The 19,530-nt window shown below is 39.3% G+C and carries 16 protein-coding genes; 6 read left to right on the top strand and 10 right to left on the bottom strand.

The window, feature by feature from the left end:
- Positions 1-177: 177 nt before the first annotated feature.
- The gene (locus E2K98_RS22670) at positions 178-1,719 is read right to left on the bottom strand and encodes a bifunctional GNAT family N-acetyltransferase/carbon-nitrogen hydrolase family protein (protein WP_133338218.1); all 1,542 of its coding nucleotides are present in this window, start codon (positions 1,717-1,719) and stop codon (positions 178-180) included.
- 220 nt (positions 1,720-1,939) lie between these two features.
- Here E2K98_RS22670 and bacA point away from each other — a divergent pair, with 220 nt between their 5' ends.
- The 4 genes from bacA to E2K98_RS22650 all read left to right on the top strand — a co-directional run bounded on the left by bacA (position 1,940) and on the right by E2K98_RS22650 (position 6,036).
- Positions 1,940-2,737: an undecaprenyl-diphosphate phosphatase gene (gene bacA / locus E2K98_RS22665; protein ID WP_133338216.1), complete on the top strand. Its 798-nt coding sequence runs from the start codon at positions 1,940-1,942 to the stop codon at positions 2,735-2,737.
- A gap of 185 nt (positions 2,738-2,922) precedes the next feature.
- Positions 2,923-3,909, top strand: coding sequence for a metal-dependent hydrolase (locus E2K98_RS22660; RefSeq protein ID WP_133338214.1), 987 nt, complete (start codon positions 2,923-2,925; stop codon positions 3,907-3,909).
- Positions 3,910-4,021: 112 nt separating this feature from the next.
- Positions 4,022-5,173 (top strand): MGDG synthase family glycosyltransferase, encoded by a 1,152-nt coding sequence (locus E2K98_RS22655; protein ID WP_133338212.1) that lies wholly within the window; start codon positions 4,022-4,024, stop codon positions 5,171-5,173.
- A 104-nt stretch (positions 5,174-5,277) separates the two neighbouring features.
- Complete coding sequence (locus E2K98_RS22650) at positions 5,278-6,036, top strand: TrmB family transcriptional regulator (protein WP_133338246.1); 759 nt, start codon at positions 5,278-5,280, stop codon at positions 6,034-6,036.
- Positions 6,037-6,071: 35 nt separating this feature from the next.
- On the opposite strand, the gene deoD is transcribed toward E2K98_RS22650, so the two are convergent.
- The 6 genes from deoD to E2K98_RS22620 all read right to left on the bottom strand — a co-directional run bounded on the left by deoD (position 6,072) and on the right by E2K98_RS22620 (position 15,211).
- The gene (gene deoD / locus E2K98_RS22645) at positions 6,072-6,770 is read right to left on the bottom strand and encodes a purine-nucleoside phosphorylase (RefSeq protein WP_133338210.1); all 699 of its coding nucleotides are present in this window, start codon (positions 6,768-6,770) and stop codon (positions 6,072-6,074) included.
- 27 nt (positions 6,771-6,797) lie between these two features.
- Positions 6,798-7,976 (bottom strand): MFS transporter, encoded by a 1,179-nt coding sequence (locus E2K98_RS22640; protein WP_133338208.1) that lies wholly within the window; start codon positions 7,974-7,976, stop codon positions 6,798-6,800.
- 139 nt (positions 7,977-8,115) lie between these two features.
- On the bottom strand, positions 8,116-9,297 hold the full coding sequence (locus E2K98_RS22635) for a NupC/NupG family nucleoside CNT transporter (RefSeq protein ID WP_133338206.1): 1,182 nt from the start codon (positions 9,295-9,297) through the stop codon (positions 8,116-8,118).
- A gap of 283 nt (positions 9,298-9,580) precedes the next feature.
- Positions 9,581-12,991, bottom strand: a complete 3,411-nt coding sequence (locus E2K98_RS22630; protein ID WP_133338204.1) for a S8 family peptidase — start codon at positions 12,989-12,991, stop codon at positions 9,581-9,583.
- Positions 12,992-13,148: 157 nt separating this feature from the next.
- Positions 13,149-13,988 (bottom strand): aldo/keto reductase, encoded by an 840-nt coding sequence (locus tag E2K98_RS22625; RefSeq protein ID WP_133338203.1) that lies wholly within the window; start codon positions 13,986-13,988, stop codon positions 13,149-13,151.
- A gap of 17 nt (positions 13,989-14,005) precedes the next feature.
- A complete protein-coding gene (locus E2K98_RS22620; protein WP_133338202.1) occupies positions 14,006-15,211 on the bottom strand; it encodes an MFS transporter in 1,206 nt (401 codons plus the stop codon).
- Between the two features lie 184 nt (positions 15,212-15,395).
- On the opposite strand from E2K98_RS22620, the gene E2K98_RS22615 reads away from it, so the two are divergent.
- On the top strand, positions 15,396-15,764 hold the full coding sequence (locus E2K98_RS22615) for a winged helix-turn-helix transcriptional regulator (RefSeq protein ID WP_133338200.1): 369 nt from the start codon (positions 15,396-15,398) through the stop codon (positions 15,762-15,764).
- Between the two features lie 158 nt (positions 15,765-15,922).
- On the opposite strand, the gene E2K98_RS22610 is transcribed toward E2K98_RS22615, so the two are convergent.
- Positions 15,923-16,858 carry a substrate-binding domain-containing protein gene (locus tag E2K98_RS22610; RefSeq protein ID WP_133338198.1) on the bottom strand — a complete coding sequence of 312 codons (936 nt, stop codon included), beginning with the start codon at positions 16,856-16,858 and terminating at the stop codon, positions 15,923-15,925.
- A 157-nt stretch (positions 16,859-17,015) separates the two neighbouring features.
- On the opposite strand from E2K98_RS22610, the gene modA reads away from it, so the two are divergent.
- On the top strand, positions 17,016-17,807 hold the full coding sequence (gene modA, locus E2K98_RS22605) for a molybdate ABC transporter substrate-binding protein (protein ID WP_133338196.1): 792 nt from the start codon (positions 17,016-17,018) through the stop codon (positions 17,805-17,807).
- A 39-nt stretch (positions 17,808-17,846) separates the two neighbouring features.
- On the opposite strand, the gene E2K98_RS22600 is transcribed toward modA, so the two are convergent.
- The gene (locus E2K98_RS22600; protein ID WP_133338194.1) at positions 17,847-19,115 is read right to left on the bottom strand and encodes an MFS transporter; all 1,269 of its coding nucleotides are present in this window, start codon (positions 19,113-19,115) and stop codon (positions 17,847-17,849) included.
- A 157-nt stretch (positions 19,116-19,272) separates the two neighbouring features.
- Positions 19,273-19,446 (bottom strand): tRNA-specific adenosine deaminase, encoded by a 174-nt coding sequence (locus E2K98_RS22595; protein WP_208025409.1) that lies wholly within the window; start codon positions 19,444-19,446, stop codon positions 19,273-19,275.
- Positions 19,447-19,530: the final 84 nt, after the last annotated feature.

The following is a 19,530-nucleotide window of genomic DNA, read 5'->3' as shown; positions in this document are numbered from 1 at the left end:
CCCCGCTATTAAAATCATAATGTTGCAATAACTTTTTTACTATTCATATGATACCACGGTTATACGAAAAGAGTAAGCGCATGCATCAGTCGGAAAAGGGCCAAATCCCCTTCGGTGTAGTTTTTTCGACATCAAGTTTATAAAATATAGCTGCCCCCAACACTGGGAGCAGCTTATTTAGCTTAGATTTTTCCATTCCACTCGATATAAATCATGTCTTCGATCCCGCAATTGCCTAAGGGACCCGGAATTTCGAGAGCGCCTCAGTTTCTCAAGGTCAACGTCACCGACTACGACTGTATCAATATTTGCGTCACATTCCCCGACAATCCCGTCTCTGGCAAACTCAAAATCGGAAGGCGAGTAAATCCCGGATTGCGCATATTGAATATCCATATTTTCTACATGTGTTAAATTGCCGACCGTTCCAGCAATACAGGTATATACCTGATTCTCAATGGCACGTGCCTGAGCACAGCAGCGAATGCGGAGGTAGGCCTGGCGATCCTCCGTACAAAAAGGCACAAAAATGATGTTTGCTCCTTTATCCACGGCAATCCTTGCAAGCTCCGGAAATTCCACATCATAAGAAATCTGGATAGCAATTTTACCGCAATCAGTGTCAAACACATTGATATCCTTTCCTTCTGATATTCCCCACCATTTACGTTCATCCGGTGCTGCATGAAGTTTGGACTGTCTCTCAATTGTACCATCGCGGCGGAATAGAAAACCAATATTGTATAAATCACCATTCTCCTCAACAAAATGTGATCCGCCAATAATGTTGATATTGTATCTCACAGCAAGTTGTGTAAACAGTTCAATATACTGATTTGTATAGGTAGCAAGTTTCCGAACTGCTTGATCGGGGCGTTTTTCTTCGAGAAAGGACATCAACTGAGTCGTAAAAATCTCTGGAAAGACAGCAAAATCAGATCCAAAATCCGCCGCAACATCTACATAGTATTCGACCTGCCGGCTAAAATCCTGAAACGAATCAATTTTCTTCATCATATACTGCACGGCACAAATTCGAATGGGAAACGCTGTTCGATAGATTCGTTTGGACTTTGGACGATAATCAACATTATTCCATTCCATCAGGGTTGCCATGGAATCCGACGCTTTATCATCTGGCAGATACCTTGTGTTAATCCGTTTAATTGTAAATCCTTGAAGGAGCTGGAAGGACAATACCGGGTCGTAGATACTATGCTTCTCAACGGCCGCAACATATTCACGGGCTGTCATTTCTTCCTTATATTTGTGGTAATTTGGAATTCTTCCGCCGATAATAATACTTTTTAGATTTAACCGAACAGCAAGGTCCTTGCGTGCCTCATAAAGGCGGGCTCCTAATTTCATCCTGCGATATTCGGGGTCGACCATCACTTCGATCCCATATAAATTAAATCCATCCGGGTCATGATTGGTAATATACCCGTTGTCCGTGATGACATCCCATGTGTGCTGGTCATCATATTCATCAAAATTAACGATTAGACTGGAACAAGAACCAACAATCTTGTCCTCATATTCCACACAAAACTGACCATCGGGGAAAATTCGAATATGGCTTAATAATTGCTCCCTTGTCCACGGCTCCATGTTAGGGAAACAAACCTTCCCCAAGGCGATAATGGCATCAATATCATCCACACGTATATTACGGATTATAATTTTCTTTTCATATTTCGATATATCTGTCTCTGACATACTTTCACTTCCTGGTTTTCATGATTGGTAATTGATTATATAATTCCCTCTATTTCTAAAAACTAACGTATTTCTTCCATTAATCGATTTTTGAGTAAAAAAGACCCAAACTAAATGGAATATTAAGATTATGTAATTTTCTTGTAATTAGGGTTGAAATAACAATAGAGATGAGACTATACTTCCTTATACAAATTGACCAATGAAGGGATTAAGAAAAATGCATGAGAATCTCATCGCTTTTATTTTAGGAATCGTAGAAGGTTTAACAGAATATTTGCCTGTATCCTCCACCGGGCATTTAATTTTAGTAGGGAACTTATTAGGATTTAAAGGTCAAAAGGCCAATACCTTTGAGGTTGTGATTCAACTTGGCTCAATGCTTGCGATCTTAGTACTGTATTGGAAAAGATATTTATCTCTATTAAATTTCAGTACGATTGGAAAACCAGCTAAGAAATTAGATGCTATCCACATCATATTAGGAGTTATACCTGCGGCAATTGCCGGTTTGGTACTGCATGATTTTATAAAAACTCAGCTCTTTTCACCGAAGGTTGTAGTTTATAGCCTTATTGCTGGTGCTATTTTAATGTTATTCGCAGAAAAAAGACATGGAAAATTCACCTCTAATACAGTTGATGAATTGACGTACAAACAAGCATTAGCCATTGGACTTTTTCAATGCTTAGCTGTGATCCCTGGTTTTTCTCGAGCGGGATCCACTATTTCAGGAGGACTTTTAGTTGGAGCAAATCATCGAACGGCTGCCGAATTTTCCTTTTTAGTCGCTCTCCCCATTATGGTAGGTGCGACCGGCTTGGACTTAATTAAGAGTTTGGATTTTCTTCATACAAGCGACATCCCCATGTTTGCCATCGGTTTTATTACGGCTTTTGTTGTTGCGATGGTTGTTGCTGTCGTGTTCCTTAAATTAATTCAAAAAATTGGTCTAACCGTGTTTGCTTATTATCGAATTGCATTGGCTATTCTATTTACGGTATTTGTTATTCTTTAATTTCACTAAACTCTGAAATCTACCCGCTTTAAACAAACCAAAGAGCCATTAATAAAAGGGGATAATGCTCCCCTTTTATTAGTGGCTCTTACAAACTCTTTACATACTTTTAATAGTTGATTAATCTTGAAATCACAATTTCTTCAATATAATAAAAGTAACTTTATTATTTGGAGAGTGGTCAAATGGACACATTTTCTCACGTAATCATCGGTATAGGATTAGGTGCTCTAGCTCAAGTCGACCCGGCAATCGCAAATCAACCCATCCTATCCAATGCTGTCATTGCAGGGACCATCATTGGTTCAAATGCACCTGATTTTGACTTTATTTGTCGCTTAAAGGGAAAAGGCAGCTATCTCCGAAATCATCGAGGCTTTTCTCATTCACTCCCTGCTATTCCAATATGGAGTATTGTTGTCTCAAGCGTCATCTACCTTTTTTTTTCAAACACTTCATTTCTCCACCTGTATTTTTGGACACTTATAGCCGTATTGGTACATGTCTTTTTGGATTTATTTAATGTGCACGGTACGCAGGTTTTACTGCCTTTTTCTCGTAAATGGATTGCCTTTGATTCCATCCCGTTGGTCGATCCTTATATTTTATTCCTTCATGTTCTAGGAATCAGCTTACTCCCCTTCTATATGGCAGGGAAAACTTTTCTAATCATTTATATTCTCATCCTCATATACCTTGTTATTCGAGCACTTTCCTCCCTTTTAATAAAAAGACACTTACAAAATCATTTTAAAAATGCAGTTCGTTTAAAATTAATTCCAAGAATGACTATGTTTAAATGGGACGTTATCATTGAGACAAAGGAAGATTTATTATTTGGAGTTTACTTAAAGAATGATCTTTTTATTGACCACACTCTCTCTAAAAAAATTGACCTTCCAGAATTAGTTGAAGAGAGTAGAAATGACCCTTCCGTTTTAGACTTTTTATCAAGTACACACTTTGCCTATCCTTTTGTTAAGAAAAGAAAAAAGGGATTTTATGTTTATTGGAAGGATGTAAGATTTCGCACAAATAAATTTTTCCCTGCACTTGCAATTATGTTCATTTCATCTGACCTCAAAAACAAAAATAGTTTTATAGGGAAATTACATTCCTTAAAACAATACAAAAAGGTGCTTAGAGATTTAAAACGCTTCGATTCAAATTAGTAAATTCCTTGACTAGGTTTGTTAAAACTTAACATGGTTTTTACATTATTCAACTATGAAATTATTCTTATTTTGTTATGGTTTTACTAGGTCATTATGAGAGGCTGATAACATGGGGAAAACTGTACTTATTATTTCTTCCGATTATACCGGTCAAGGTCATAAAAGCATAACAGAGTCTTTATGTGAAAAAACTGAATTTCATCCTAACGTTAAAATTCATGTTGTAGATGGCTTTTCGCTCGGTGGACCATTTCTACTGAATATCGGCAAAATGTATGGACCCCTTACAAGAAATTCAGAGAATTTATGGAAGTATTTATGGAAATTATCAGCTATTAATCCTTCGTACCTTAACGATTTTTTAGAAGTTCTTATCAGAGATAACCTTCAAAAATTATTGGATGAAGTAAAACCTGATATGATTTTATCTGTTCATCCTAATTTTAATGGTTCTATCTTAAACATCTTAGAAAAACAGCATCTCAAAATACCTTTTATTACGCTTATTGCAGATCTTGTAAATATTTATCCTCTATGGGCTGATCTGCGGGCAGATTATATTATCAGCCCCACGTTTGAAGCTCGTCACAGGTGTTTAGAATATGGTATTCCAGATAAGAAAATAAAAGTTTTAGGATTTCCAGTCCGTTCTAAATTTTTCAAAAAAAATAAAATAGAAAAAGTTCATTATAAGAAAGAACAACCCTTCACATGCCTAATTATGAGCGGAGGTGAAGGCGTTGGAAATATGAAAAAGATCGCTCAAACCTTGCTTAATCATTTTGATTGCTCAGTAAAAATTGTAGCTGGAAGAAATGAAAAACAAAGAATTAAGCTAGAAAAATTGCTTAAAAGTCAATATGGAGAGAAAGTGGAGATTTACGGTTTTATCAAAAACATTCAGGACCTAATGTTAGCTTCTGATATCATTTTTACTAGAGGCAGTCCTAATGTAATGTTTGAGGCGATTGCTACTGCAACTCCTCTTATCATTACAGGTGCCTTACCAGGTCAAGAGGAAGATAATCCTGCTTTTGTTGAAAAATTAAATTTAGGAGTGGTATGTAAAAATCCGCATGATATTAAAAATACCATAAACACATTGCTTGAAAATAACGGTGAAAAACTAAAGATAATGAAGAAATGCCAGCAGGAATTTATCAATTCAAATGCTGCAGAAGATATCTTCCGATTTATAGTAGAATCTGCAGATCCTTATTATGAAGAGAAAATACTCCCCAAAAAGAAGCGATTACTATAATAGAGTAATGATTACAACTGCTGCGGTTTGATTTTACAAAAATTCTGTATTCTAATATGATTAAGACAATATAGATGAACTTTTCTAAAAATGAGGTCAGAATGATGCTGCAAAAGTTTGGTTTTTCACAGTATGAAAGTAAGGTTTATGAGATCCTTTCCTCCAATGATGAACCGCTGGATGCCACTCAAATTGTAAAATACTCCGGGGTTCCAAAAGCAAAGGTATATGAAGTGTTGACGCGGATGATTGAAAAAGGGCTGGTGCTGGATTCTGTTTCAGAGAAGAAAAAGCTCTATACGGCGCTGCCGTTGAATCTAGTCATAGAAATGCTGACAAAGCAATTCCAAGCCAATATCGATCGTTTGAAACAAAATTCATCAAAAAAACAAATAACCGATGACCGGGTGTGGAGTCTCAAGGTCGATTCCTCGATTCAATTAAAATGTAAACAGCTGCTACAAGAGGCAAAGAAAACAATACAAATTTCCCTTTGGGAAGAAGACTTCCAAGACTTTCTGCCTGTTTTACTCGAAAAAGAACAAGCGGGTGTGAAAGTAGAGGCACTTGTTGTCGGGAGTGTGGAGGCCGCGTTATCCTCGCTCACGATTTTGTCTCCGAATGAAGAGCATCAAATGTTAGAAAATAGCCGCTTAATCATAACGGATGAAGAGGAAATTTTGTTCGCCGGTGTGGAAAACGGTGCATGGCAGGCAATGATCACAAAATCACCACCCTTTGTAAAATTTTTTGCTGACTTTTTCTACCATGATTTAGCCTTAGCAAAAATTACGAAAAGATTTGAAGATACATTAATGCAGGATGAGGAAATAAAAAACCTTTTAATGAGGCTTCGATATTAAAATGGCAGCGGGGTTTGTGACCCGCTGCCTTTATTTTATAATGCATCCAGCGCAATAACGACCATTTCATTAAATGTCGTTTGGCGTTCTTCGGCTGTCGTTTCTTCCCCGGTAAAAATATGATCACTGACGGTTAAAATCGATAGGGCGTTCACGCCATATTTTGCTGCCAGCGTATATAATGCGGTGGTTTCCATTTCCACTGCGAGCACACCATAATCAGCCAGTTTTTTCACAATATCCATGCTGTCCCGGTAGAATACATCCGCTGACAATACATTGCCAACCTTTAGTTCCATCCCCTTTTGCCTGCCTGCTTGATAAGCATTATGCAGTAGATTAAAGTTGGCACACGGTGCATAATCAATTCCTGGAAAAGCCATGCGGTTGGTATTCGAATCAGTTGAAGATGTCATCGCCAGAACCACATCCCGGACCTTTATATCCTTCTGGATTGCCCCGCAGGAACCTACACGAATTAAGTTTTTCACTCCATATTCTCGGATTAACTCATTCACATAGATGGATATCGACGGAATTCCCATCCCTGTTCCTTGAACAGATACTTTTTTTCCTTTATACGTACCGGTAAAACCAAGCATACCGCGCACTTCATTGTAACAAGTCACATCTTCCAAAAAGGTCTCCGCGATATACTTGGCACGCAAAGGATCTCCAGGTAATAAAATATTTTCTGCAATTTCCCCTTGTTTTGCATTGATATGAACACTCATTCGGCCATGATGCTGAAGTGGATATTCCTACTCCATCATCATGCTCACCTCCTCTTGTCTATTTTCGGTTGGTTTTCTTGTGATAGAAAAAATGGCACATAGTAAAGCAAAGATGATAAAGACCCCGCCCACTGATGCATTCGCTTGAACTGAATATTGATTAATCACCATTCCGCCGATTACGGAGCCTAGTGCAATCCCAATATGCAAGGCTGAATTATTCAAGCTCTGCTGGATATCGGATGTTTCTGGCGCTGTTTCAATTAAATAATTTTGCTGTGCCGGTGTAATGGCCCAGCTTAACGCACTCCAAATCATCATCACGATGACAAAAATCGTAATTGAAGATGTAACATTCGGCAGGACAAACAGAGTTACAGCAAATACGGTTACGATGGTTAAAATGCTTTTCTTTGAACCCCATTTGTCGGCCAGCCAGCCGCCAAAGCCACCGCCAAACACTGCCGAGATCCCAAAAATAAAGTAAAAAATACTGACCCATGTTGCATCTAAATGTAAGGTTGATTTTAAAAACGGGGTCAGGTACGCATAGAGAGTTAAATGACCCGTTAGAAATAAAACAGATGTTAATTGTGCTGATAATGTCTTTGAATTTTTTAAAGTTTGTAATTGCTGTTTTAGTGAAATCATAGGTCTAGGCTCGATTTTATTTAAAAGGGCATAAACCCCAGCCATCGAAATCAGTGTCAGCACAGCGATAAACAGAAATGGTGAGCGCCAGCCGAAATGATTCCCAATCACCAGTCCAATCGGCACTCCTAATACGAGAGATCCGCTGATTCCCATAAAGATGACCCCAATTGCCCGCGCCCGATACTCTTCTTTTACAATACTTGAAGCAATGGTTACGGAAAGAACCACTAATAGAGATCCACTTGCAGCAGAGATAATTCTTGAAAGAAATAGAACAATAAAATTAGGGCTGATGAAGGCGATCATATTCCCGATTAAGAATATTAGCAGTGTCCAAAGCAGCAGCCGTTTTCTTTCAATTTTTGCGGTTACTGTTAAAAGGACCGGTGAGGCGATCGCAAAAACAAGCGAGTATACCGTGATTAGTTCTCCGGCTGTACTAATTGAAATTCCAAGGCCGTCTGAGACGATGTCAAGAATCCCGCCAACAATTAGCTCCGCCATTCCAACCACAAACGAAACAATCGCTAAAAGATAAATGCTAAAATTCACGAGGTGACTCCTCCCTTCGATTAGTTAATATTTCGAATGTTATCCATTTGGTTACTACCATTATAGTAACCCCTAGTAAACCTTATGGCAAGAGATTTTTTCAATAAAAAAAACCTAGTGAAATCACTAGGTTTGATTTTTATAAGACAATACTCACAATCACACCAGAAAGAACGCTGACAAGTGTCGCTCCGTAAAGAAGTTTTAAACCGAAGCGGGCGACGACATTTCCTTGTTTTTCATTTAACCCTTTAACCGCACCTGCAATAATACCAATTGAGGCAAAATTCGCAAAGGATACTAAAAATACCGAGAGAATTCCAACCGTCCGCGGGTCAAAACTTTTTACCGCTTTCGATAAATCCATCATCGCCACAAATTCATTTGTTACTAGTTTGGTCGCCATGATTCCACCCGCACGAACAGTTTCAGATGGGGTAATTCCCATAATAAAGGCCACCGGCGCAAAAATATATCCTAAAATTTGCTGGAAGGAAATCGAAAACAATAATTGAAATAAATTATTAATCGCAGCCATTAAGGCAACAAAGCCAATTAGCATTGCACCTACGATTATGGCCACCTTAAATCCATCCAGGATATACTCACCAAGCATTTCAAAGAAGGACTGTTTCGCTTCTTCATGGATCTCCAAAATATCTTCATTCGGTTCCACCCTATAAGGGTTAATAATGGATGTAACGATAAAGCCGCCAAAAAGGTTAAGGACAAGGGCTGTAACAACAAATTTCGGCTGAAGCATATTCATATAGGCTCCGACAATCGACATTGACACGGTGGACATCGCGGAGGCACAAAGAGTATACAAGCGATGCTCCGGCAGCTGTCCGAGCTGTTTTTTAACCGTAATAAACACTTCCGACTGTCCGACCATCATCGATGCCACTGCATTATACGATTCCAATTTCCCCATCCCATTGACCTTACTAAGAACCAGTCCAATTCCTTTCATGATAAGGGGGAGAATTTTTAGATACTGGAAAATCCCGATTAAGACAGAAATAAACACAATGGGCAACAGCACATTTAAAAAGAAAGGTGCCTCTCCTTTATTCGCCAGTCCGCCAAACACGAAGCTTACCCCTTCATTTGCGTATTCCAGTAATTTACTGAAAACAGTAGAGATCGCCCGAATAATGATTAAACCAATTTCGGTATTCAAGAGGATCCAGGACAAAAGAATTTGAATGACCACCATGATGATAATCGGTTTTACTCTTACCCTTTTCCGATCTTTGCTAGCCAATAGTGCTAAACCGAATACAAAAAGAAGACCAATAATTGAAATGACATATTTCATACATTACCCCCAGATGATATCAAACGGCAGCCTCTTGTAGACGCTTACAAACGTTTGTTTTGGTTACTACCAATATAGTAACTATTTTTAGAATTTTGTGCAAGAACTATTTATCTTTAATATGCCCCATAAACCAATAACATTTATCCCTTTTACAACTTTGTCCACCTCAGACGCACAAAATCATGTTTTTGTCCACGAACGGTGACAGGCACCGTATGAAATAAAAAAAGCGGCTAGTTGGGCACATGTATTGTGCACTCAGCTAACCGCCTTACTTTTGTTATTTTGTCACTTTGATTGTATATGGCTTGATTGTTGCGTTGCCATTAATATCCTTGACTTTGATATAGTATTTTCCTTTTTTGAGATGGACGCGCATGACTTCAGATTGCCCTTGAGCATAATAATCAGCAAGGGAGACTCTTTTACCTTTATGGTAAAGGGAGATGACCGTATCAATCTCAGGTCCGCCCGATACCGAAATATATCCGTTCCATTTGTCTTTTACATTCAACACATACCAATCTTCATCGCCATACCCTACTCCGCTGTTTAAATTGCCAGTAGCCATCAGCGTATGGGAGCCTTTCTTTTTCAAAGCAAGCGGTTTAGAAGGCACATTTTTCTTCACTTTCGATTTTGCGTCTTCATCTTTTGTCGGAACAGGTGCAATTGATAAATTATACGGTACTAAAGATATTTGAGAAGAACTCGCCGTGAGCCCAATAATGACGACAATATAGTTACTTCCCTTTTCCACTTTAAAGGAGCCGTAATTATTTGATGCACCCTCGAACAGCCCTTTTGCCATCACGCTGGCCATTTCGGCATCTGCTCCATCGATTTTCCGGTTCTTATTGACATCCTTGTAAACAATCGCCGCTCCGTAAATTTGTGAGAATAGCTCTTTTGGATATTTTTTCAGCAAGGCCGCACTAGGCTTTCCGCCCTCAAATAACAGACTGTAAGTACTTGATTTCTTCCCTTTTAAATAAAACATGTCCACATCATTTGGCGTTGCAAAATTTCCATGGACGGTTGAGGACGGCAAATTTTTTGGAACTGTATCATTGTCCTCATATTTATCTCCAGTATTCGAAATCAATAACTTTGATGATAATTGATACGGATTAAGGGAAATACCTCCCCCTGTCATTGGATTCCCCATTAAATGAATCAAATAAGTTTCATTCTTTTTTAATCCGGCAAAAATGGTATCGCTTAATTCTCCTGATACCCAGTTCGCATCATTCATATTGGTTCCAACTAAATCAAAATCAACAACATCCTTGCCATTTTCATCCTTGCCATTCAGCACATGTACAATTTCAATATACGGCTTTACTTCTAATCCCTTAGGCAGACTAAATTGATAAATTCCCGTTTTAGTTGGCTTAATCCCATACCAATCCTCATCATCCGGCGTTTGCAAATAGCCAACAAGTGTTTTACCGACAGGAGATGAAACAGCGCCATCCAAAATCGATTGATAATAATCAGAAAGAGATCCATCCGGATTCGTATTACCGCTGTTATCTTCATCCGGCGGTATCACCTTGCCTTGAATTTTAACGGTGTAGGGTTCTAGCGATGCCTGTGCTTCCTCACTCGACTTGTCGACAAGAACCATCCCTTTTTCATCTGCAAAATCCAGCATTGGTTTACTCGAAACCTTGACTAAATATTCTGTATTAGGCTGAGCAGGGAATGTCAACGTTTCCCCTTCCCCCATTCCTTTACTATCTGCCGCTGCAATTGGCGGGAGCTGATCAAGCGGGACATTATCCTCCGTGGCGTTTTCATCATTTTTTTCCGTTTCTTCATCCACCACAGACAGACTATAGACTTGAATATTCGTATCAATCCCCGCAATTCCCGAGAGCACTACTTTCGCAGCATTCTCATTTTTCGTCTTAAGAAAAAAGTAATCATCATCCCCATTTTCCCCCATTAACGTTTGCTGTGGGGATGTATACGGCAGTGATGTTACCGCGATTGGAGCATCCGCCGTCGACTCATCAGCCGGCATCACAGCAGAGCGTTTAATGGAAAGATGATAGGTCGACTGCTTTGCAGAGGAATCATCATAATGTCCATTGATATCATTCACACCAATTGCCATCATTCCGGAAAAAGGAACCTGGATTAGTTTCCCTTCCGTTTTTCCCGCTTGTACTTTGTTTACGTCAATCGAAAGGCTTTGGTCTTCTCCATAAACGCGAAGGGTCATTTTATAATCATATTGTTTTGCCCCCGCAAGCACAGTTTGGATATACTCACCTTTTTGAACAGGGAACTGATACCACTTTTGCTGCCGTGGTTTCGTTAAAGATCCTGTTACTGACTTTGTCTTTTTCACTGAAAGTGCAGTTGCATTTTGCAAAATTTCTTTTTTCGTCCAGACAGTATTTACAAAAGAAGGAAGCTTTTTAATATCATACTTTAAGGCTGCAGCAGGATTAACAAGGCCCTTTCCATATTTCACATCGTACCCTTTCGCTCCCAAATCATTGGTCGTATGCTCAAGAATATATTCAACCTGTGCCGGTTTTAATTTAGGGTACTTGGATAAAAGCAAGGAGGCTGCCCCCGCCACCATCGGTGACGCCATGGAGGTTCCGCTCAGAGTTTGAAAGGTTGATTTTTTCTCATAATCATAAAACGGGGCGTAAATATCCTCCCCTGGTGCCACGATGTCCATCGAAGGACCGTAGGACGAGAAATAACTTAAGTGCTTCGATTTATTGATCGAACCAACTCCAATGACTCCTTCGTAGCTTGCAGGATAATTCGGAACGGAAGTCCCATCATTTCCTGAAGCAGCGACAACGGTTACTCCTTTTTGAATCGCAGTTTTAACCGCATCTCCTAAAATGGAGGACGGAATGGGCGAACCAAGACTCATATTAATTACCTTTGCACCGTGGTTCGCTGCGTATAGCACTGCTTGGGCAATCGTATAGTCCGTTATAAAACCATCACGGTCAAACACATCAATGGGCAGGATTTTCACATTTGGGTTGATTCCATAACCGCCAATGCCATTTCCTTTTGCTGCAGCAATAATACCGGTCACATGGGTACCATGCTGGTCAGGGGCTCCATGATTCATTGGATTGATTTCATTTACGGCTGGAAGCACTTTTCCCTTTAGTTCCGGATGATTTCCATCAATCCCTGTATCAATGACAGCAACAGTTATTTTATTTTTCCCTTTCAGTTTTTGGGCTTCGGGGATCTTTAACATGGATAGATAGTATTCATCCTTTGTTTTTGGATCTGATGGAACGGAAAATGGTTTATATAGAACACTTCTTTCCACAGAAAGAACCTTACTGTTCTTTTGAAAGGCCTGGGTTACTTTTTGAAGGGAGTCTTTTTTTAGAAGCTTGACCACCATGTATCCCAGCTTTTCCACATTTTGAACGATAATATAATTTTTGTTTGCTCCTTTTACTTCACCGAGTAAAAGCGGCTGCTTATACTTGATGATGAGCGTATCTTCGCTAAATAATGGAGTCTTGTTTTCCTCGAGCTTTTCCTTAAGTGACTTTGTTTTCTGTTGAATCAATGCTTTGGATGTTCCAAACTTGCTTGCTGCCGATACCTCGACGGTGGTGGTCAATAGCGTGGATGTCATCAGTGTTGCGCCAATTCCGATGGCACTTAATTTTCGCCAAACCGACTTCATGGATACCCCTCTTTTCTATGAAACTAGCAATATCATACCATATGTTACCAAAAGTAAAAGAGTTTAATTTTCGGTAAATTTCCTCTGTTTTTCGACAAACACGGGGAACAAAAAAAGAGACATCAGGTCTTAACCCCTGATATCTCGATGGTTTTTGTTAAAAGTCAATATGATCTGGGTCTGGGCCAACGCGATGATTCTGATTCAACTGATCAATCCGATCCATCTCATCTTTGGTCAGCGTAAAATCAAAGACCGAGGCGTTTTCGATGATACGATGCTCTTTAGTAGATTTTGGAATCGTCACAACCCCGTTTTGCAGGTCCCAGCGCAAAATGATTTGAGCAGCCGATTTATGATACTTTGAAGCTATGTCTTTGAGAACAGGGTTATCAAGTAATTGTCCTTGCATCAGTGGAGACCAGGCCTCGAGCTGTATATCATGTTCCCGGCAAAATTCCTGAAGTGCTTTTTGGGTTAGTCGGGGATGATACTCTACCTGATTAATCACTGGTTTAATTTCCGCATCATTCATTAAATCCTCAAGATGGTGGATTTGGAAATTACTCACCCCAATTGCTTTTACCCGTCCCTCTTTATAAAGGGTTTCTAATGCTCTCCAGGCCTCTTTATATTTCCCATCAACAGGCCAGTGAATAAGATATAAATCCAAGTACTCTAAACCTAGTTTCTGCAGGCTTGTTTCATAGGCTGCTAGAGTGGATTCATAGCCTAGGTCAGAATTCCAAACCTTTGAGGTTACAAATAATTCTTCTCTTGAAATTTCGGCCACTTCTATTCCTTCATGGATTCCCTGTCCGACTCCTTCTTCATTTCCGTAAATGGCCGCTGTATCAACACAGCGATAACCATGTTTTATGGCTGTTTTAACAGCATTGACAAGCTCAGGACCTTCCTCTACTTTAAACACACCAATGCCAAACCAAGGCATTTTTACTCCATTATTTAATATGGTTGTATCTTGTAAGTTTTTCATAAATATTCTCCTTATTTTTAAGAAATTTTTTGTAAAACGATTTTTTCATCTTTCCGTTCCAAAGCACGGCTCCAGCCTGTTAAAATAACGGCACCAAAAACCATCAGTGCACCAACCCATGCTGTATGAATGAGTCCAATTGAATCGGTGATCACACCACCAAGATAAGATCCAATCGCAATGCCTGCGTTAAATGCGGCGATATTTATTGCGGAAGCGACATCCACTGCGCTTGGGACATAACGTTCGGCCAGCATCACAACATATACCTGTAATCCAGGAACGTTCATGAATGCCAATACCCCCATAAAAATAATCGTTATTAAGCCGGCCGCTTTAAATGGTGCCGTAAAGGTTAAAACAAACAGTACAATAGCTTGTAGAATAAACATATAGAATAAGGCTGAAATTGGCTTTCGGTTGGCTGCTTTTCCGCCAATCACATTTCCAATGGCAATCGCAAGTCCATAGACGAGTAAAATCACCGCTACAGACCCTTGTTTAAACCCCGTAATTTCTTGAAGTAATGGCGAAAGATAGGTAAAAACTACAAACGTCCCGCCATATCCTAAAGCGGTAATGATGAATAAAAGTAATAACCTTCCATTGGTAATAAGCTTCACCTGATCTCGGAATCTGGTTTTGATTCCTTTTGGTAATTCAGCAGGTATTAATAGACTGTTTGCAATAAACGCTATCACGCCAACTGCCACAATGGTTATAAAGGCAAATCTCCAGCCAAATTGCTGACCAATAAAGGTTCCGAACGGAACACCCGTGACCGTAGCGACGGTTAGCCCTGTAAACATAATCGAAATCGCACTCGCCCGACGATTTTCCGGCACTAAATTCGCTGCTATGGTAGAGCCGATCGACATAAAAACCCCATGTGATAATGCAGATACAACACGGGCCAACAGCAACACCCACACCATTGTTGCACTGGCAGCAATACTATTGCCGATGATAAAAATAACCATAATCCATAGTAATAATGTTTTTCTCGATATTCTCGATGTTAGCGAGGTTAGAATCGGTGCTCCAAAAGTAACCCCTAATGCATATAACGAAACCGTTAAACCAGCAGTTGTAACCGATATTTTTAAGTCCTTAGCGATCAACGGTAATAATCCGACACTGATAAACTCAGTTGTGCCAATCGCAAAAGCACTGACAGCTAAAGCGAGCAGCGCCAATGTACTTCTTTTTTTATCTAAACCCATTTTTTCTCCTCCTTATTGAAATAGTTATTTCTGGCAAACTATATATAAAATGTGTGGTTTTAATCAGCCGGCAAATGTTATTATGGGTTATAGTGAACATAAAGAAAAGTACGCACTTTAAAGTGATATAGGAACCAAAAAGTTATATAGGTACTTTTGGGTACCTATTGAGAAGGGGAGAAAAATGCAGAAGAAATATAATATTTCAGTTGAAGCTACGCTGGAAGTAATCGGCGGAAAATGGAAATGTGTGATCCTTTGCCATCTTACACATGGGAAAAAAAGAACAAGTGAATTGAAACGCCTCATGCCAAACATTACGCAAAAAATGCTGACACAACAATTACGAGAATTGGAAGAAGATGGGGTTGTAAAGCGGATTGTCCATAACCAAGTCCCTCCGAAAGTAGAGTACGAGCTTAGTGAATATGGATGGAGTTTAAAAGACATTTTAGATTCTCTTTGTGCATGGGGAGAAAAACATATTACTATGGTATATGGGGATAAATTTGCAGTCTTAGAGGAAAACATATTAAATGATCCGTTGAAGTAAAAGGTTTAAAAAATAGATTGAAAGGTCTCGTGATTCGAACTCAATTGGCTTTGAAATCAACAGCTTTGTACAATAGTGATTATGTGAGTAAAAATAACAAAGTTTACGAAAACAACCTAAAAAAAGAAGGCCATGATTTAAAAATCAGTGCCTTCTTTTTAATTTGTTTCATAAATAATTTTTCCTGTCTGAGAGGTATCATAATCTCCCAAAGCGTTAATTTCTGACTGAAATTGCCGGGAAGACAAAATGTTCTTTAGCGTCGTGATCAGTTGTTCCGTTTCCGAGTTTTTTAGAATAACCAGGTCGTAACGCTCGGTTATTATTGGGATAAAATCAATCCCCACTATTTTGGCAGCTTTTTCAATTCCCACTCCCACATCAGCTGCCCCTGAAGAAATGACGGATGCCACACTTAAATGATTAGACTCTTCGTGTTCATAGCCATTAATGTCCCTCGGCGAAATTTGGTAGAGTCGAAGTTGTTCATCAAGAAGAATCCTCGCTCCCGATCCTTTTTCTCGATTTACAAGCTTTATATGTTTCTGGTTTAAATCGGTCCAAGAAGCGATATTAAGAGGGTTGCCTTTTTTAACATAAAAACCCGCTTTCCTTGAGAGAAGGTTGAGTAAAATATAAGTCCGTCCGGCCAAAATTTTCTTTATGTATGGAGTATTATATTCCCCTGTATCCCCGTCAAATAGATGCAAACTAACAATATCACATTCGCCATTATACATGGAGATAAGACTGTTTAAACTGCCAGTATAGGAACGGAGCGGCTTATAGGTTGATTTATTCTCAATATACTTACTGAGAATATCCAAAACGATGTCCTGCCCGCTAATAATAATATGATTGGACTCCCTTGATTCATTTCTGTTAAGGTCCACCACAGGTGCCTGGAAATTGTTCCTATGAATCGTTTTTTGATTGTTTATATAATGGTCAAGGTCTACTGCATCAATTCTCATCTGCCGGCCCACACGGAAAGCTGGCAGCTCGCCTTTTTTAACAAGGTCGTAAAGGGTTAATTTCGATACTTTTAATAACTGTGATACTTCTTCAATCGTATAGGAAAGATCCTTTGACATTTGCATCTCCTCCATCCTTATATTTTAACTTACTGATTATAAAAAATATATTTCTAATAAAAAAATGCAAAAAGTGATTTTTGATATATTCTTTTTCGTTATAACTAATTATAATTAGTTATAACTAATTATATCCAATTATAAAGGGAGATGGATTATGAAGAAACAATATCTTTTATTTTTAACAATGGTACTGTTAATCCTGGCGATAGCTGGCTGTTCAACGAATGAACAGGCGAAAAAGCCGGAGAAGCAAAAAACAGTGGAATTAACCGTTTCAGCCGCTGCCAGTTTACAAAATGCTTTAAATGACATTAAAACAGCTTTTGAAAAAGAACATCCAAATGTCATTATAAACTATAATTTTGGCGCTTCCGGTACCCTTAAACAACAAATTTCACAAGGGGCACCTGTCGATCTTTTCTTCTCAGCCGCTGAGGATAAATTTGATAAATTAGTACAAGACGGACTAATTGAAAAATCAAAAGGAACAGATCTTGTTGGAAATGAACTGGTGTTAGTTGTTCCAAAGGATTCTAAAAAAGATATCAACACATTTGAAGACCTTGTTAAAGCGGATAAGATTTCGATTGGAACACCGGAGTCCGTACCGGCAGGTCAGTATGCCAAGGAGACTTTAGAACATATCCATGAATGGAAAGCCGTTGAAGGAAAAGTGGTCTATGCGAAGGATGTCCGCCAAGTACTTACATATGCGGAAACGAACAATGTGGATGCAGGGATTGTTTATAAAACGGATGCATTAATTTCTCCAAAGGTTAAAATTGCCGCTACGGCTAAGGAAGATAGTCATGGACCGATTATTTATCCTGTAGGGGTGATTAAGAATAGTTCCCACCCAAAAGAGGCGCAGTTATTTTACGATTATCTTAAAGGTCAAACATCCATAAATGTTTTGGAAAAATACGGATTTAAAGGACTTCATTAAAAGAGGAAGCAATTTTGCTTCCTCTTTTTTCAAAAAAACTTATACTCTTACTTCACTCGGCCGCTTTGCCTCCTGGCGTTGTTCTTTAATTAAGATTCCCCCAAGCAAGCCTAACAGAGTAAACATGACGGGAATGATAAAACCGTATTGGTAGCCAACACTTGCTGCTGAAGTATGAAAATGATCCAAAACCTTTCCAAAAATCGTTGGCAAAAGGACGGCACTTAAAAATCCACCTGTATTGGCAAATCCCGATACGACACCAACCTCTTTCATCGGGAAGGATTTCCGAACGACCGCAAAGGTTAACGCACTTGCCCCGTTCCCATAACCAATCATAAAATATAGGATCATCAGCATATAGAACGGAGGCTTACCATTAAACAAAAGAAATGCAGCCCAGCTTATAAAGATAATCACATGAACCACCATATAAGGGCGTTTAATGGAATCAACCCGATTGGAAATCCAGGTGGTTAGCGGTGCGCCGATAATTGCCCCAATCAAACCGATCATAATGAACTGGCTGGCATGCGACCGCGTCAATCCGTAAACATGCATCCCGTATGGTACTGCCCATGATCCGATAAATCCCACATACGTACCAACAGCGCCAAAATGGCAAAAGAAAGTCGCCCATGCCTGCCTTGCCGAGAAAATCCGGCGCAGCAACACCAATGGATTATCCTGTTTCTTCACCATTTTAACCTTAGGTGCCTCGTTCGTAAAAATCTGTTTTGGTTTTTTAACCAACACGAAATAAAGCAGCAGTGCACAAAGACATAAAATAATACCAATAACCAAAAAGGGCGGACGCCAGCCAAATAAGGAGATCCATGTTGAGAATGGAACGGTCGCCAGCAAAAAGCCCATACTGCCCGCTACGCCGGCCAGCCCCAGCAGTCCCACAAATTCTTTAACTTTGAACCATTGGCTTAATATTAATACCAAGTTCACCCAAATAGTCGCATCTCCCATCCCCACTAATAATCGGGAAAGAACAAGGATTGCCCCATTGGGAGCAAGACTATACACTACGGTTCCAATGGCATTCAGCAAGGTACCAATAATTAGAAAAAAGTTCGGGCCAAACCGGTCTGACAATATCCCAATCGGTATTTGCAGTCCTGCATACGCTAAAAATTGAATACTTGTCATTAAGCCCATGGTAGCTGCAGTTAATTTGAAATCCTTCATTAACTGGTCCGTAATTAATCCCGGTGCCGTTCTTTGGCTGACAATTAAAAAATACGTAAACAATACCGAGGCAAAAACAACCCAACGATATTTGCTGTTTTGTTTATTCAATATTCTCTTCTCCTGATCGTTTTTTTCTTCCTCATATTATACTCCATATTTATTTCGAATATAGAAATTTCCACTCATGTAGGCGTTTACACTTCGAAAAAATTTTTTCCCAACAAAAAAAGGAATTACAGAAGATAAATTTCTCCTATATTTCCTTTTAAAACTGAAGAACTGTCCACCCCACACGGACAAAGGCCGTCGGGTCTTTTTCCGCCACCACTTGATTCCGACCCATGCTAATAACCTTTCCGTTTTTAACAATAACGGCACCGAACGGACCCCCGCTGCTTGTCAGCACATTGTTAAGAGCAATATCAATAGCCGCTTTCATAAATAGGTTATCGATCGTTATCCCCCCTAATTCCATAAAACTTTATAAGGAATAAAACGATTACCGTGTTTTTATTCACTTCTA

It is taken from the genome of Bacillus salipaludis (assembly GCF_004358205.1).
The sequence above is the reverse complement of the archived record's forward strand: the minus strand, read 5'-3'. Positions and strand labels throughout refer to the sequence as shown.